General features: G+C 55.0%; 10 protein-coding genes. 7 read left to right on the forward strand and 3 right to left on the reverse strand.

Features of this window, described 5'->3' with window-relative positions; genetic code table 11:
* The first annotated feature begins 69 nt into the window (after positions 1–69).
* The 5 genes from purD (at position 70) to SPI6313_RS12785 (ending at position 8,756) form a co-directional block, all read left to right on the forward strand.
* Positions 70–1,455: a phosphoribosylamine--glycine ligase gene (purD, locus tag SPI6313_RS12770; protein ID WP_072621343.1), complete on the forward strand. Its 1,386-nt coding sequence runs from the start codon at positions 70–72 to the stop codon at positions 1,453–1,455.
* Between the two features lie 88 nt (positions 1,456–1,543).
* Positions 1,544–3,550: a two-component system sensor histidine kinase NblS gene (nblS, locus tag SPI6313_RS12775; RefSeq protein WP_072621344.1), complete on the forward strand. Its 2,007-nt coding sequence runs from the start codon at positions 1,544–1,546 to the stop codon at positions 3,548–3,550.
* A 355-nt stretch (positions 3,551–3,905) separates the two neighbouring features.
* Positions 3,906–4,079 carry a hypothetical protein gene (locus SPI6313_RS23570; protein ID WP_175551135.1) on the forward strand — a complete coding sequence of 58 codons (174 nt, stop codon included), beginning with the start codon at positions 3,906–3,908 and terminating at the stop codon, positions 4,077–4,079.
* Positions 4,072–6,753 carry a bifunctional acetaldehyde-CoA/alcohol dehydrogenase gene (gene adhE / locus SPI6313_RS12780; protein WP_072621345.1) on the forward strand — a complete coding sequence of 894 codons (2,682 nt, stop codon included), beginning with the start codon at positions 4,072–4,074 and terminating at the stop codon, positions 6,751–6,753. The genes SPI6313_RS23570 and adhE overlap by 8 nt, the downstream gene beginning before the upstream one ends.
* Before the next feature lie 284 nt (positions 6,754–7,037).
* The gene (locus SPI6313_RS12785; protein WP_217650598.1) at positions 7,038–8,756 is read left to right on the forward strand and encodes a putative bifunctional diguanylate cyclase/phosphodiesterase; all 1,719 of its coding nucleotides are present in this window, start codon (positions 7,038–7,040) and stop codon (positions 8,754–8,756) included.
* Here SPI6313_RS12785 and SPI6313_RS12790 read toward each other — a convergent pair.
* The gene (locus SPI6313_RS12790; RefSeq protein WP_072621347.1) at positions 8,740–9,432 is read right to left on the reverse strand and encodes an NUDIX hydrolase; all 693 of its coding nucleotides are present in this window, start codon (positions 9,430–9,432) and stop codon (positions 8,740–8,742) included. The genes SPI6313_RS12785 and SPI6313_RS12790 overlap by 17 nt on opposite strands.
* A 231-nt stretch (positions 9,433–9,663) precedes the next feature.
* Here SPI6313_RS12790 and SPI6313_RS12795 point away from each other — a divergent pair, with 231 nt between their 5' ends.
* Together SPI6313_RS12795 and SPI6313_RS12800 are read left to right on the forward strand one after the other, a co-directional pair.
* Entirely contained in the window at positions 9,664–10,863 is a 1,200-nt protein-coding gene (locus tag SPI6313_RS12795; RefSeq protein ID WP_072621348.1) for an ABC transporter substrate-binding protein, read from the forward strand.
* A 77-nt stretch (positions 10,864–10,940) separates the two neighbouring features.
* Positions 10,941–12,986, forward strand: a complete 2,046-nt coding sequence (locus tag SPI6313_RS12800; protein WP_072621349.1) for a HAMP domain-containing histidine kinase — start codon at positions 10,941–10,943, stop codon at positions 12,984–12,986.
* On the opposite strand, the gene SPI6313_RS12805 is transcribed toward SPI6313_RS12800, so the two are convergent.
* Positions 12,983–13,471 carry an SAM-dependent methyltransferase gene (locus tag SPI6313_RS12805; protein WP_245788753.1) on the reverse strand — a complete coding sequence of 163 codons (489 nt, stop codon included), beginning with the start codon at positions 13,469–13,471 and terminating at the stop codon, positions 12,983–12,985. The genes SPI6313_RS12800 and SPI6313_RS12805 overlap by 4 nt on opposite strands.
* A gap of 103 nt (positions 13,472–13,574) precedes the next feature.
* Positions 13,575–14,543, reverse strand: coding sequence for an NF038130 family PEP-CTERM protein (locus tag SPI6313_RS12810; RefSeq protein WP_072621351.1), 969 nt, complete (start codon positions 14,541–14,543; stop codon positions 13,575–13,577).
* Positions 14,544–14,847 lie beyond the last annotated feature (304 nt).

Consider the following 14,847-nt stretch of genomic DNA (forward strand, 5'->3'; position numbering starts at 1 on the left):
ACTCACAGATAGAGTTAGAATTCATCACGACACTGTCTAGTTTTGATCCAGAGGGCGCACGTAAAAGCTATGAAAATCATGATTGTGGGGAGTGGGGGACGTGAACATGCGATCGCACTCAAATTGTCAGAATCCGATCGCGTTAAACAAATTCTCTGCATTCCCGGCAATGGCGGCACCGCCACCGTGCCCAAATGCCAAAACATCGCCATGAATGTCAGCGATTTTGACGGCATTGCCCGTTTTGCCGGCGTGCAAGGCATGTCCCTCGTGATTATTGGCCCCGAAGTTCCCCTCGCCAACGGGATTGCCGACTATCTCCAAGCCCAAAATATTCCCGTTTTTGGCCCCACCAAAGCCGGGGCCCGCATCGAAGCCAGCAAAATCTGGGCCAAAACCCTCATGGCCAAAGCAGGTGTGCCGATGGGCAAGGGCGAAAGCTTCACCAAACCCGATGCCGCCAAAACCTACATCAAAACCCAAACCGCCCCCCTGGTCGTCAAAGCCGATAGCCTGGCCGCCGGCAAAGGGGTGATCGTTGCAGACACGATCGCCGCCGCCCTCGAAGCTGTGGATCTGCTCTGGGAGCAAGGCTTTAAAACCCTCGTCGTCGAAGAATATTTAACCGGGGAAGAGGTGTCAATTTTTGCGATCACCGACGGTCAAACCTTCCGCACCTTAATCCCCGCCCAGGATCATAAACGGATTGGCGAAGGGGATACGGGGGAAAATACCGGTGGCATGGGGGTCTATGCCCCGGCTCCCCTGGTGACTCCGGCATTAATGGAACGAATCGAGCGGGAGATTATTGCCCCGACCTTGAGCGCATTACAGGCGAAAGGGATTGACTATCGCGGGGTGCTCTATGCGGGCTTGATGATTTCGGAGTCTGGTGACCCGAAGGTGTTGGAGTTTAACTGTCGGTTTGGTGATCCGGAAACGCAGGTGGTGTTGCCGCTGCTGAAAACGCCCTTGGAAACGGTGGTGTTGGCCTGTGTGCATCAAACCCTGGACAAACTACCCCCCTTGGAATGGGAAGCGGGCTGCGCGGTTTGTGTGGTGGCAGCGGCGGAAGGGTATCCGGGTAAATATCGGCGCGGGGATGAAATTACCGGGATCGAGGCAGCGGCAGATCGGGGGGCGTTGGTGTTCCATGCGGGGACGCAGCGCCGCCAAAAACAGGTGCTCACCAGTGGAGGCCGGGTGTTGGGGGTGACGGCGTTGGGGGATGACTTTGAGGGGGCGATCGCGAAGGCCTATGATGCGATCGCCGCCATCGAATTTGAAGGCATGTATTATCGCCGGGACATCGCCCACCGTGTGCGCCCCCAACCAGACCCGGAGCCGACCCCAGCAGAAAGCCTTGGAGCCGCAGCCGTCACCCCCGCGTCAGAGGACGAAACAGCGATCGCCACCCCCCCCAGCCCAGCCGAAGACAGCCCCCAACCCGACTAAACCCACTGGATCTTCAGAAAGTTCCGATATAATGAAGCCCAATATTCTCACAATTAATCACCTCTCAGCCCTTGTCCCCAGGTAAGCCTTGTTAGCGTTCTTCAAACAGATCCGCGCCATTCTTCATCAGTGGTGGTCAGAATTCACCCTGCAAACTCGGCTCATGGCCGGGGCAACCCTTGTCGTCTCATTAATTATGAGCAGCGTCACCTTCTGGGCAGTCAACACCATCCAACACGACGCACGGCTCAATGACACTCGCTTCGGGCGCGACTTAGGACTCCTCCTCGCCGCCAACGTCGCCCCCCTGATCGCCGATGACAACCTCACAGAAGCCGCCCGTTTTTCCAGCCGCTTCTACAGCAGCACCTCCTCCATTCGCTACCTCCTCTACGCCAACGAAGCCGGCAAAATCTTCTTCGGCATCCCCTACAGCGAAGCCGAAGTCCAAAACTCCCTCACGATCCAACGCCGAATTCAACTCCCAGAGCAATACGCCACCAACACCACCCTGCCGCTGGTGCGCCAACATCTCACCCCTGACGGCCCCGTCACCGATGTCTTTGTCCCCCTCCACCATGAAAAAAAATACCTGGGGGTACTTGCGATCGGGATCAACCCCAACCCCACCGTCGTCGCCTCCTCCAACCTCACCCGTGATGTCACGATCGCCGTCTTCATTTCGATCTGGGCCATGGTCTTGCTCGGTGTCGTTTTCAATGCCCTCACGATCACCAAACCGATCAAAGAACTCCTCGTCGGGGTCAAAAACATTGCCGCCGGTAACTTTCAGCAACGCATTAACCTCCCCCTCGGTGGCGAACTCGGTGAACTAATCTTCAGCTTCAACGAAATGGCCGAACGGCTCAAATCCTACGAAGAGCAAAACATCGAAGAACTCACCGCCGAAAAAGCCAAACTCGAAACCCTCGTCTCCACCATTGCCGATGGAGCCGTCCTTCTCAACACCGACCTTGATATCATCCTCGTCAACCCCACCGCCCGCCGCATCTTCAATTGGGAAGGCAAAGATGTGATCGGCGACAATGTGCTCCACCATCTTCCTCCCCCCGTCACCGTCAAGCTCACCCGTCCCCTCTACCACGTCACCCACATCAAGTCCCCCCTAATCCCCCTCACGGAAGCCGCTGAACAGTCCGCCGCCGATGACCATAAACACCGCGATGGGGATGAATTTCGCGTCACCCTCTCCTCTCCCACCGAACGCACAATTCGGATTCTGCTCACCCAAGTGTTTGACCAACATCGCGAATCCGTGAAAGGCATTGCAATGACGATTCAAGACATTACCCGCGAAGTGGAACTCAACGAAGCGAAAAGCCAATTTATTAGTAATGTCTCCCATGAATTGCGCACGCCGTTGTTTAATATCAAATCGTTCATTGAAACCCTGTACGAATACGGCAGCGAACTCACCGAAGGGGAGCGGGAAGAGTTTCTCAAAACGGCGAATAATGAAACCGATCGCCTCACGCGGTTGGTGAATGATGTGTTAGATCTTTCCCGGCTTGAATCGAGTAATGCTTATCAGTTAGAAGCGATCGAAATCTCCCGCCCCATTGAGCAAACCCTCCGCACCTATCAACTCAATGCGAAGGATAAGGGGATCGAATTGCTGCAACAGATCAGCCCCGACTTGCCGCTGGTGTTGGGGCATTATGATTTGATTTTGCAGGTCTTGGCGAACCTGGTGGGGAATTCCTTGAAGTTCACCGCATCGGGGGGCAAGGTGGCGATTTTGGCCTATCTTTTGGATCAAAATGCGCCTTTGCCCAACCAGCCCCAAAAAGTGCGAATTGAGGTGGCAGATACCGGAACCGGCATTGATCCCGATGACCAAAATGCTATTTTTGAACGATTTTTCCGGGTTGAAAATCGGGTGCATACCCTAGAGGGTACGGGGCTAGGACTGTCGATTGTGCGTAATATTATCGAAAAGCACCATAGCCGGGTTCATCTTATTAGTGAAGTGGGTGTTGGCAGTACGTTTTGGTTTGAATTGGAAGTGTATAGTGACGAGAATGCCTTGATGGAAACGCCGATGTCCCTCGCACCGGCCCAGTCTTCACCGTAGGGGTTTGGGGGCGATCGCGATCGCGGATCGCAGTTTCCATCACTACGAGATCCAAGGATTCCCCTCAATCCCCCTGAAAAACAAGGGGGAGATGGCGTTCTCATCTTTATCGCAGTTCGCGTAAACCTTAAGCCCATCTTCAATCTTGATGGGTTGGCGATATTCTACGCGACCATGGCGGTAGCAACCGCCGAAGCGATCTCAACACTAATGATCAAATGTATAGCAATCAACAAGGGCCTTAGGACAGGCATGGGGCTTAAGTCCCTTGTTCCAGGGTCTCTGAATGTCCTAACCGCTCTGGCTAGTGCTATATCTCACGATAACGGGTATCTCTGCATCACACGATCATGCAATGGCTGACTCGCCGCCATTGACCGAGGCGGACATTGAGTTTCTCCTCTGGGTGATCGGGTTTTGCCTTGACTGTTTAGCGATCGCTCTACACGATGAAGCCAAGTCCAGCCTAGGCCGCCTTTCTCGCCACCAGACCGTATTTAGTCCTCCCAACATCATTACTTATGTCTAGTTTTGTCACCACAATCCCAGAACTTGAAGACCTGATTCAACGGGTTAAAACTGCCCAATCCACCTATGCCAGCTTCAGCCAAGAGCAGGTAGATGCGATTTTTAAACAAGCTGCCCTCGCGGCCAATACCGCACGAGTTCCCCTTGCCAAACTGGCCGCCACGGAAACCGGCATGGGGGTGACCGAAGACAAAGTGATTAAAAATCATTTTGCGTCCGAAATTATCTACAACAAATATAAACACGAAAAAACCTGCGGCATTATCGAAGTGGATCAAGCGTTCGGGATTCAAAAAATTGCCGAACCCGTGGGACTCCTAGCCGGGATTGTGCCCACCACCAACCCCACATCCACGGCCATTTTTAAAGCCTTAATCGCCCTCAAAACCCGCAACGGGATCATCTTTTCGCCCCACCCCCGCGCCAAGAACTGCACGATTGCCGCTGCTAAGGTGATCCGCGATGCTGCCGTGGCCGCCGGTGCGCCCGCTGATATTATCGGCTGGATTGATGAGCCTACTGTGCCCCTGTCCCAAGCCCTGATGCAGCACACCAAGATTAATTTAATCCTCGCCACGGGGGGGCCTGGCATGGTGCGGGCGGCCTATTCGTCGGGAAATCCATCCCTGGGGGTGGGGGCTGGCAATACCCCGGCGCTGATTGATGAAACCGCCCATATTAAGCTGTCGGTGTCGTCGATTATTCTCAGTAAGACCTTTGATAATGGGATGATCTGCGCCAGTGAGCAGTCGGTGATTGTGGTGGATTCGATCTATGAGGCGGTGAAAACGGAATTTCGCCATCGTGGGGCTTATATTCTCACGCCGGAGGAGCGCGATCGCCTCGGAGCCAAAATCATCGTTAACGGTCGCCTCAATGCGGATATTGTTGGGCAACCCGTGGAAAAACTCGCCGCGATCGCCGACATTCAAATCCCCCCCGAAACCCGTGTGTTAATCGGAGAAGTGGAGGAAGTCAGCCTGGATGAACCCTTTGCCCAGGAAAAACTGTCCCCGATCCTGGCCATGTATCGCGTGCCGGACTTCCTCGCCGGGGTCGATAAAGCCGAAGCCCTCGTGGAACTGGGGGGCCGCGGCCATACCGCCGTCCTCTACACCTCCCCCGATAACCTCGACCATATCCGCCGCTTTGAAAACAACGTCCAGACGGCGCGGGTGCTGATTAATACGCCCTCGTCCCAAGGTGCGATCGGTGACCTGTACAACTTCCGCCTTGACCCGTCCCTCACCCTCGGCTGCGGCACCTGGGGCGGCAACTCGATCAGCGAAAACGTCGAACCCCATCACCTCCTCAACATCAAGACCGTCGCCGAGCGGCGCGAAAATATGCTGTGGTTCCGCGTCCCGCCGAAAATCTACTTCAAACCGGGGTCGCTCCCAGTAGCCCTGCGGGATTTGGCAGGCAAAGAACGGGCGTTTATTGTCACCGATAAACCGATCTACGACTTGGGCCTAACCGCCTCCCTCGAAGATGTCCTCGATGATATGGGGTTGAAATCCGAAATTTTTAATGATGTGGAGCCTGATCCCTCGTTGGAAACCGTGAACCGGGGCCTAGACCGGATGCGGCGGTTTAATCCGGATGTGATTATTGCGATCGGGGGTGGTTCTCCCATGGATGCGGCGAAAATTATGTGGCTGCTGTACGAGCATCCGGAAATTGAGTTTGAAGGCTTGGCGATGCGGTTTATGGATATCCGGAAGCGGGTCTACGACTTGCCACCCTTGGGGTCTAAAGCTGTCCTCGTGGCGATCCCCACCACCTCCGGCACCGGCTCCGAAGTCACGCCCTTCGCCGTGGTGACCGATCGCCAGAAACAGATTAAATATCCCCTGGCAGACTATGCCCTCACCCCGACCATGGCGATCATTGATGCGGATCTGGTGCGCCATATGCCCAAATCCCTAACGGCCTTTGGCGGGGTGGATGCGTTGACCCATGCTCTGGAGTCCTATGTGTCGGTGTTGGCCTCGGAATATACCAATGGCCTGTGTTTGGAGGCGACGCGCTTAATTTTCAAATATTTACCGGCTGCCTACCATGAGGGGGCGGCGAATCCGAAGGCTCGCGAAAAAATGCACTATGCCTCAACGATCGCAGGCATGGCCTTCGCCAATGGTTTCTTGGGAATTTGTCACTCCATGGCCCATCAATTGGGGGCGATGTTTGGCATTCCCCACGGCATGGCTAATGCGTTGATGATCACCTATGTGATCCGCTATAACGCCACCGATGCACCCTTTAAACAGGCGACATTCTCTCAATACAAATACCCGAATGCGAAATGGCGCTACGCCCGCATCGCCAGCTATTTGGGGTTGCCGGGTGAGGATGAAGCGGCGAAGGTGAATCAACTGATCATCGCCATTGAGACCCTAAAACAACGGGTGGGTATTCCCACGAGTTTGAAGGAGGCCTTGGGCGATCGCGCCTCAGAATTTCAAGCCCGTTTAGAGGAATTGGCCGATCAATCCTTCGACGACCAATGCACTGGCTCTAACCCCCGCTATCCCTTGATCAGCGATCTTAAGTCTCTGCTGATGGATGCCTATCACGGTCGCCTCTCGGAAGAATTCGCCACCGAGATCAACGCTGCCCTCGGTCACGTCGAACACCCCACGGCAATTGGTCAGGATCTCCATCCGGTATCCTAATCCTTGACCGCTCTCGCCCCTTGCCCCCAGGTAGACGGGCGGGAGTTGTTCCGATGGCGGGCTGATCTGTCGATAGGATGGCTTCCCCTGGCCTGTGGCGGGCGAGGATGGTGATTGCGGCCCTATTGCGTGGTGAAATCCAACGCCAGGAAGTGATTCATGGGTATTGTGTTGAGATTGACCGTTATGATGAAGCCAGCCCCATCACAAATGATCAAGGGTGATTTTTGACGTGGTCAGCTATGGATAAGGATCGGGTTCGTGAGTTATCAAGCGCTCTCGCCGTGTCTGAGCGCCGACGACAGGAGACACAACGTCTATCTGGAGTTGGATTTTGGGAGCTTGACCACAAAAATGGCGATCTTTATTGGTCTGAAGAGATTTACGCCATTTATGGCTTAGACGGTGAAGCCCTAAGCCCCGATTATGGACTTTTTTTGGACTTGATTTACGATGACGATCGTGATTTTGTCCATCAGGCTTATCAGGCTTCTATCCAAGAGCAAACGGAGTATTCCCTCCGGTATCGCATCAAGGCTGCGGGGACGGTGAAATGGATCGAGGCGCGAGGCGTGACCCTCTACGATGAGCAGGGGAACGCGGATCGGTCGATCGGGACGGCTCAGGATATTACGGAAATTATCACCGCTCAGCAAAAAATCGAGCATTTGGCGTACCATGATGCCCTCACGGATTTGCCCAATCGTAAGTTTTTTGCCGATCGCTTAAATGCAGCGGTGCAGACGGCGCGTCGCGATCGCATCCCTGTCGCGGTGGTATTTATTGACCTAGACAATTTCAAGCTCATCAACGATCGCCACGGCCATGCCGTCGGTGATGAAGTCCTGGTCGGAGTTGCCCACCGATTACAGCGGAGTGCAGGCCCTAAGGACTTCTTTGCACGGATTGGGGGCGATGAGTTTGCGGGGGTGTTGGTGAATGAGGCGGACATCAATGCAGCGGTGCGCCGTCTGCAATGTGCGATCGAAGATGTCTATGGAACACCCGTGGGAACCTTTGAGATCACCGCCAGCATTGGTGTGACCCTCTACCCCACTGACAACGTTGAGCCAGAAGTCTTGCTGCGCCATGCAGACCAGGCCATGTACGAAGCCAAGGAAAATGGGAAATCGCGCGTCTGTTTCTTTGACACCGAAACCCACCAACTCAAATTATCGCGACGTGACCTGCTCAGGGCGATCGCAACGGCCATCCGTAATGATGAATTCGTTCTCTACTATCAACCCAAAATCAGCCTGCGTGATGGTGTTCCTGTGGGCGCAGAAGCACTTCTGCGGTGGTTTAACGGCGATCAGTCCTATTCCCCCACGGAGATCACCACTGCCATTCAAGATACAGAGTTGGAGTGGGAACTGGACAACTGGGTGATTCGCACTGCCCTCGCCCATAGCAAGCTGTTGGATCAGCATGGGGTCGCTGGCCCCTTCAGCGTCAACGTCAATCCGAGAACGATTGAGAATCGAAACTTCCCCGATCGGTTGGCGGCATTATTGACGAGCGCGAAGGTGTCTGGTGAGGTGTTGGAGATCGAAATTTTGGAGGTTGCATCGATTAAGAATTTTGACCGCACCCGTACCATTCTCCAGCAGTGTAAGGCCCTGGGGGTGCGGGTGTCCTTGGATGATTTTGGGACGGGCTATTCATCTTTAACCCATCTCCACGCCCTGCCCATTGATGTGTTGAAGATCGATCAACGGTTCATCAAAGAGCTTCACCGCGACTCGAAAAGTCTGGCACTGGTACAGAGTATTTTAGCGATCGCCCACGCTCACCACATTAATGTGATTGCCGAAGGGATCGAATCCGATGCGATCGCCCACATTCTCCAGCAGTTTGACTGCGCCTGTGGCCAAGGCTACGCCCTCGCCCGTCCCATGGCCATCAACGACTACATCGCTTGGGCCCAGCATTGGGAGCCTGCCCCCTTTCAAGCGCGATTAAATCACGCCTCACCCCCAAACGCGCCTAGAGTTCAAAATTAAACCCCTGCTGTTTTAACTCTTGGTATTGTTCCGGGTCGAAGGCGTAGAGGCGAGCGGCGCGATGGGCGACATCGGTTTGCCATTCTTCGAGGGCGGTGAGGAGTCCCATTTTGAGGATTTTCTTGCGAAAGTTGCGTTTGTCGAGGGGCTTGCCGAGGACGGTTTCGTAGAGGTGCTGAAGTTGGGAGAGGGGGAATTTTTGGGGCAGGAGTTCAAAGCCGATGGGTTCGTAGCGGAGTTTCCCTTTGAGGCGTTGGAGGGCCTGTTGGAAAATGTGGAGATGGTCGAAGGCGAGGCTGGGCAGGGCATCAATGGGAAACCATTTGGCTTCGTCGGCATCGGTGGTGGCGTTGATGGTGTGTTCGGTGAGGTTGACGAGGGCGTAATAGGCGACGGTGATGATGCGATCGCGGGGATCACGTTCCACTGCCCCAAAGGTATAAAGCTGTTCTAAGAAAATATCCTTGACACCGGTTTCTTCGCCGAGTTCGCGTCGGGCCGACTGTTCGAGGGTTTCATCGGGACGAACAAAGCCGCCGGGTAAGGCCCATTCCCCTTTGAAGGGGGGAAGGTTACGCCGAATCAGGAGCACTTTTAAACTGTTTTGCTCATCTAGCCCAAAGACAACACAATCAACGGTCAGGGCCGGGCGGGGAAAATCGTAACAATAGGCCATGGGCGAGGGTCTCTAAACTGACCCGATTAAGCCTAACGCTGATTTTGTCCCGATGCAACTGTGCTAGGGTGGAGTCATTTTGACATCCTCTTGCCGTGTTTCCCCAGAGGTTCCCCGGATCAACCGAGGATTTTGTGGGCTGGAGTACGGCGGTGCGATCGCCGTTTCGTCACAATGATTAGGCATCGCTTTAAAACAAACCTATCCACGTTCCTGAGGGGTTTGATTGCTATGGTTTCTCCCCATCCAATTTCACGCCTGACCCGTCGGCAATGGCTGCGCTACAGCGGCTTGGTGGCAGCATCGATGGGCACAACGGCAGTTTTGAATAGTTGCGCCCGCTGGCAGCCCCCCGTTGATGATCCCGTTGTCCGGGTGGGATATTTGCCGATTACCGATGCTTCGGCCTTGTTGGCGGCCTACGATAAGGGCTTTTATCGGGCGGAGGGCTTAGAAGCCTCGCGGCCCAAGTCTTACCGTTCCTGGGCGGCGATCGCCCAAGGGTTTATGGATCGTGAGGTGAATGTGATCCATATCCTGATGCCAACGGCGATCTGGATGCGCTATGGGGTGCAGTTTCCCGGTCGGGTGGTGGCCTGGAACCACACCAACGGGTCGGCCTTGACGGTGCTGCCGACGGTGAATCAGGTGACGGATCTTGGCGGGCGATCGCTGGCGATTCCCTCATGGTACTCAATCCATAATGTGGTGCTGCAAATGCTCCTGCGTCATCACGGCCTGACCCCCATGATCCAAAAACCAGGGGACAGGGTGGCCGCCGATCAGGTGGGTTTACAGGTGTTGTCGCCCCTCGATATGCTCGATGCGCTCCAACTCGAAGCGATCGCCGGCTACATCGTCGCCGAACCCTACAACTCCGCCGCCGAAACCCGGCAAAGCGGTAAAATCCTGCGGCTGACGGGAGATGTGTGGAAAGACCACGCCTGTTGTGTGGTGCTGATGCATGATGATGACGTGCAAAACCGGCCCGACTGGACACAACGAATTGTGAACGCCGTCGTCAAGGCCCAACAGTGGGCCCAATGGAATCGACCGGAACTGGCGCATTTGCTCTCCCAAGCCGGGGGCAACTATATGCCCCATTCCCTCGCCATCCTCGAACGGGTGCTGACCCATAATGATCATGATTTTTATCGCCGCCAAGGAGCGATTCAACATCCGGAATGGCGATCGCGCCGCGTTGACTTTCAACCCTACCCCTTTCCCTCCTACACCGAAGCCCTGATCAAAGCCTGCCAAACCACTCAATTCGCAGAGGACGTTCCATGGTTAAATAGCCTAGACCCCACCCAGTCCGCCGCAGAATTGGTTGATCCATCCTTCGTGCGGCAGGCCTTGGACTCCGTGGGCGGTCCCCAAGCCTTTGGGTTGGCCCTGGATTTAAACCGCACTGAATTGATTCAAGTGTAGGGCGGGGGTGCAGAGCCACCCATACCCCGTACCCGCCCACCGTCCGTTACTCTTGCTCCCTTGGTTTTGCGTTCACCATGACAGCACCCTCCCTGCGTCAAGCCTTGCGCCCCTCTTGGTCGCTGACCCAATTCATTCAATTCGGCTTAGTGGCGATCGCTGTGCTGACGGTCTTGATGGTAGGAGGGAGTTTAACGGTCTTAAGTTATCAAGCCCACCTAGACGAGGCCTGGCAACTTCAGCAAGCACGAGTCCAAGCCGCCGTCGGCGACATTGAATCCCATCTCAACGGGCTGCAATATCCGTTTAACTACTTCAGCAAAGTCCGAGGTCTGAGTCGGATTGAACCCGATGCTCAACAGCGTTTCCTCGAAGGCTTAACCCGGACAAACCATGCCTATGAAGTCGTGGCTATCTTTGATCGTCAGGGTGAATTCCGGGCGGGGGTCGCCCCCTATCAAGCCGGAGATGCGGAGCAGGCATTTTTGATTTCCCATCGGCAAATGGTGCGGCGTGTGCTCAATCGCTCGGAACAGCTTCTGAGTCCGGTGACGTTAGATACTGATCGCCAAACCCTTTTGGTAACCATCGCCACGCCCCTCTATGATGCGTCCGATCAACTCGATGGGGTGTTGCTCGCATCGGTCAATTTAGAAGGCCTGAATGGGATTATTGCCCAAACCTCCGTTGGTCGGAATGGGTCGATCTACATTGTCGATCGGCGTCAGCGCGTCCTGACCAAAACCCGAAATGTTGAGACGGCTCACCACACCGGTCAATTAGAGCGTCTCCCGAATGCCATTGCTTCCCGTATTTTGCACAGCGATCCCTCTAATCGATTCAAGATCTATCAGGGATTGCAGGGCCAATCGGTGTTGGGGGTGACGGCGTTGGTGTATAGCGTTGGGTGGTATGTGGTGGTGGAGTTGCCGGTGATGGAGGTGTATGCTCCGGTGTGGAAGTTGATGACGATGATGCTGTGGACGGGTGGGGGGGCGATCGCGATCGCGATCGCCGTCGGGCTTGGGATCACGCGCCGCATCGTTAAGCCGCTGCATCGCTTGACCCACGCCGCCGAAGCGATTAGTGATGGGGATTTTCAAACCCGTGTCCAGATTGACCAAACCAACGAACTCGGCACATTGGCCACGGCCTTCAATGTGATGATGGAACGGATGGAGGCGGCGTTTGCGGATCTTGGGACGAAAAATCAAGAACTGGGCAATGCGCTCCAGGAGTTAAAAACTACGCAACTCCAACTCATCCAAACGGAAAAAATGTCCAGCTTGGGGCGTTTGGTGGCGGGGATTGCCCACGAAATCAATAATCCGATCACCTTCATCCATGGAAATCTACTCCACGCCAAATTTTACGCCACGACCCTGTTGGAATTGGTTCACCTTTACCAAACCTACTATCCTGAGCCTCATCCGGTGTTGGCGAATGCCTTGGTCGAAGCTGAGCTTGACTTTATTGAACAGGATTTTCCCCAGTTGATTCAGTCGATGCAGGACGGCTCGAAGCGGGTGGAGGCGATTGTGACCTCGTTGCGGAATTTTTCGCGCTTGGATGAGGCGCAGTTGAAAGTGGTGGATGTGCATGAGGGGATTGAAAATACGCTGCTCCTGCTCCAAAGCAAGCTTCAATGCAATCTTGATGGGCCGCCGATCGCCCTCCAAAAAGACTACGGCATGTTGCCCCCGGTGGAGTGCTACCCGGCGTTGATTAATCAGGTGCTGTTTAATCTGCTCGAAAACGCGATTCTTGCCCTCAATCCCTACTGCAATGCTCAGGGCGATCGCCAACCGACAATCACGATCACGACGGCGCATGAGTTGGGCGGCCGTGATCGGGAAACGGGGTCAGCAACGCCAGGGATTATGATTGCGATCGCAGATAACGGAGTCGGCATCCCGCCCGATGTCCAATCCCAAATGTTTGACCCGTTTTTTACCACCCGACCCATTGGCCAAGGCACGGGCTTGGGGCTGGCCCTGAGCTACAAAATCATTGTGGAAAAGCATCGCGGCTCTATTGATTGCCAGTCCACCCCAGCGCAGGGCAGTTGTTTTCGTTTTTGGCTGCCCATCGATCATTCATTATCCGGACTAAAGAGGGTTTAAAGTTCCCAGCAGTACAGCGTTGCGGGTTCTTCCTCCGCTACGGCGGTACAGGTGCGCGTCGGCGGCCAATCCCCCAGGTCAAAATCGCGGCTGATGATGCGGCTGCCGGGCTGGAGGTGTGCTTGGAGGCGGGGGCGGAGGCGGAGGTTGAGATGGGGGAGCAAGTAGAGGAAGACCACCGTGGCGGGGTGGAGGTCGCAGTCAAAGAGATTACCCTGGCGGAACTCGACGAGATGGGCAACATTGGCGGCGATCGCCTGCGATCGCGCTTTTGCCACCAAGGCCCCATCCAATTCAATCCCCACCCCTAGGGTTCCCCACCGTTGGGCCGCTGCGATCAACACGCGCCCATCCCCACACCCCAAGTCATACACCACATCCGTCGGCCCCACCCGCGCTAAGTACAGCAAAGTCGTCACCATGGCGGCAGGGGTGGGAATATAACCAATATCAGGGCGATCGCTCACAGCACCAGACGATTGCAACTCCCCCATTCAACAATAAAACGCGCCAGGGTTGATCTAGCGCGTTTCAGTTTATGGGTTAGTTCAATGCCATCAATTCAGGGGGTTAATCCGTCGGTAGGGTTTAGGCAGACTTGCGCCGGGTGGAAGCGATCGCACCCCCCACCACCGCCAAGCCCAACAGCAACGAAGGCTCCGGCACCGGTTCCGATTCCGCCGGAACCGCTTGGGCCAAGGTGTAATTCCCCGTGTGAGACACATTATCCAGGGGATCAACCACACCAGATTGCGTGGCCGAGAAACCAAATTGGTAGTAACTATTGCCTTTATAGGACACCTTCACCAACTCGCTGGCTTGGATCGGGCCGCCAGCCAAGGTTGCCACCACCGCTAATTCCGTGCTGTTCAAGAATGAAAAGAGTTGCGGCGTTGCATCGTAGTGACCCGCAAGAACGATATCAAGACCGCCCTCCGCATTACTCGCCACAGACTGCACATTGGGATCACTGAACCGCTCAAAACCACCACTGGTCAAGAAGCGATCGAACAGGCTAGCCGTTGTCGGGGCCATTGCTGCGGCTTGGGTTGCTGCCAATTGGGCTAACACCGGGTTACCCGTTTGACCCAACACCGTTTGATAAGCAACACCACTCACGGCCTGAGCAATACCATTATCCGTGATGCCGTAGGCCGCAAAGGCGGCATCAAACCAGATGTTGGCTAAATCATCATTGCCGTAACTCGTGGTGGCATTCCCCGCGCCAAACCAGTCCGCAGCAGTGAGGCTGCTGATCACCACATCAAACCCATCCACTTGGCCGGTGAGGGTAATGGCATTGTTGAAGTCGGCGGTGTTGGGGGTGTTGGTGTTGCCGCCCAGTTCCACATTACCTAAACCATCGAGGGACGTTTGCCAGTTGGTAGCGGTGTTGGCGACTTTGAAGGTTTCATTACCAGTAACACCGTAGGTGAGGTGAGTCCCACTGACGCTCGCGCCGGTGAGGGTTCCCGCTAAGGCGGGGGTGGTGGCGAATGCGCCTAAACCCAAGGCTAAAGATGCACCGAAAAGAAGAGATTGAACTGCGTTTTTCATGACTACCATAACCCCAATAAACAGAATGTTCCTGTCGCTGTGACCAACCCAAACGAAAACTATGCCGGCACAATACTGTATGCCCTATCTACCATCAAACCCTGTTTCTTCGATTTGTAGGTGAAGTTTCCGTAAAATTTTGCCCCATTTTTGTCTAGTAGCGATGAATTTTTGGGAATTGAGGCTCGATGCGGCATTCCGAAGAATTGGCCATGGTTTGCAGGGCCAGCTTTTCGGAGTTGAGGGCGTTTAGCCGTTCCTGCCTCACGTCGAGGCCGTGAGGCAGTGACAGCCCTAGTGCAGA

Source organism: Spirulina major PCC 6313, assembly GCF_001890765.1.
GTDB lineage: Bacteria > Cyanobacteriota > Cyanobacteriia > Cyanobacteriales > Spirulinaceae > Spirulina > Spirulina major.

Bases quoted from the DNA above. Each gene is read 5' to 3' on its own strand.
- SPI6313_RS12800 (WP_072621349.1), top strand. From the start codon at position 10,941: ATGACAGCACCCTCCCTGCGTCAAGCCTTGCGCCCCTCTTGGTCGCTG.
- adhE (WP_072621345.1), top strand. From the start codon at position 4,072: ATGTCTAGTTTTGTCACCACAATCCCAGAACTTGAAGACCTGATTCAA.
- SPI6313_RS12790 (WP_072621347.1), bottom strand. From the start codon at position 9,432: ATGGCCTATTGTTACGATTTTCCCCGCCCGGCCCTGACCGTTGATTGT.
- SPI6313_RS12795 (WP_072621348.1), top strand. From the start codon at position 9,664: ATGGTTTCTCCCCATCCAATTTCACGCCTGACCCGTCGGCAATGGCTG.
- SPI6313_RS23570 (WP_175551135.1), top strand. From the start codon at position 3,906: ATGGCTGACTCGCCGCCATTGACCGAGGCGGACATTGAGTTTCTCCTC.
- SPI6313_RS12810 (WP_072621351.1), bottom strand. From the start codon at position 14,543: ATGAAAAACGCAGTTCAATCTCTTCTTTTCGGTGCATCTTTAGCCTTG.
- purD (WP_072621343.1), top strand. From the start codon at position 70: ATGAAAATCATGATTGTGGGGAGTGGGGGACGTGAACATGCGATCGCA.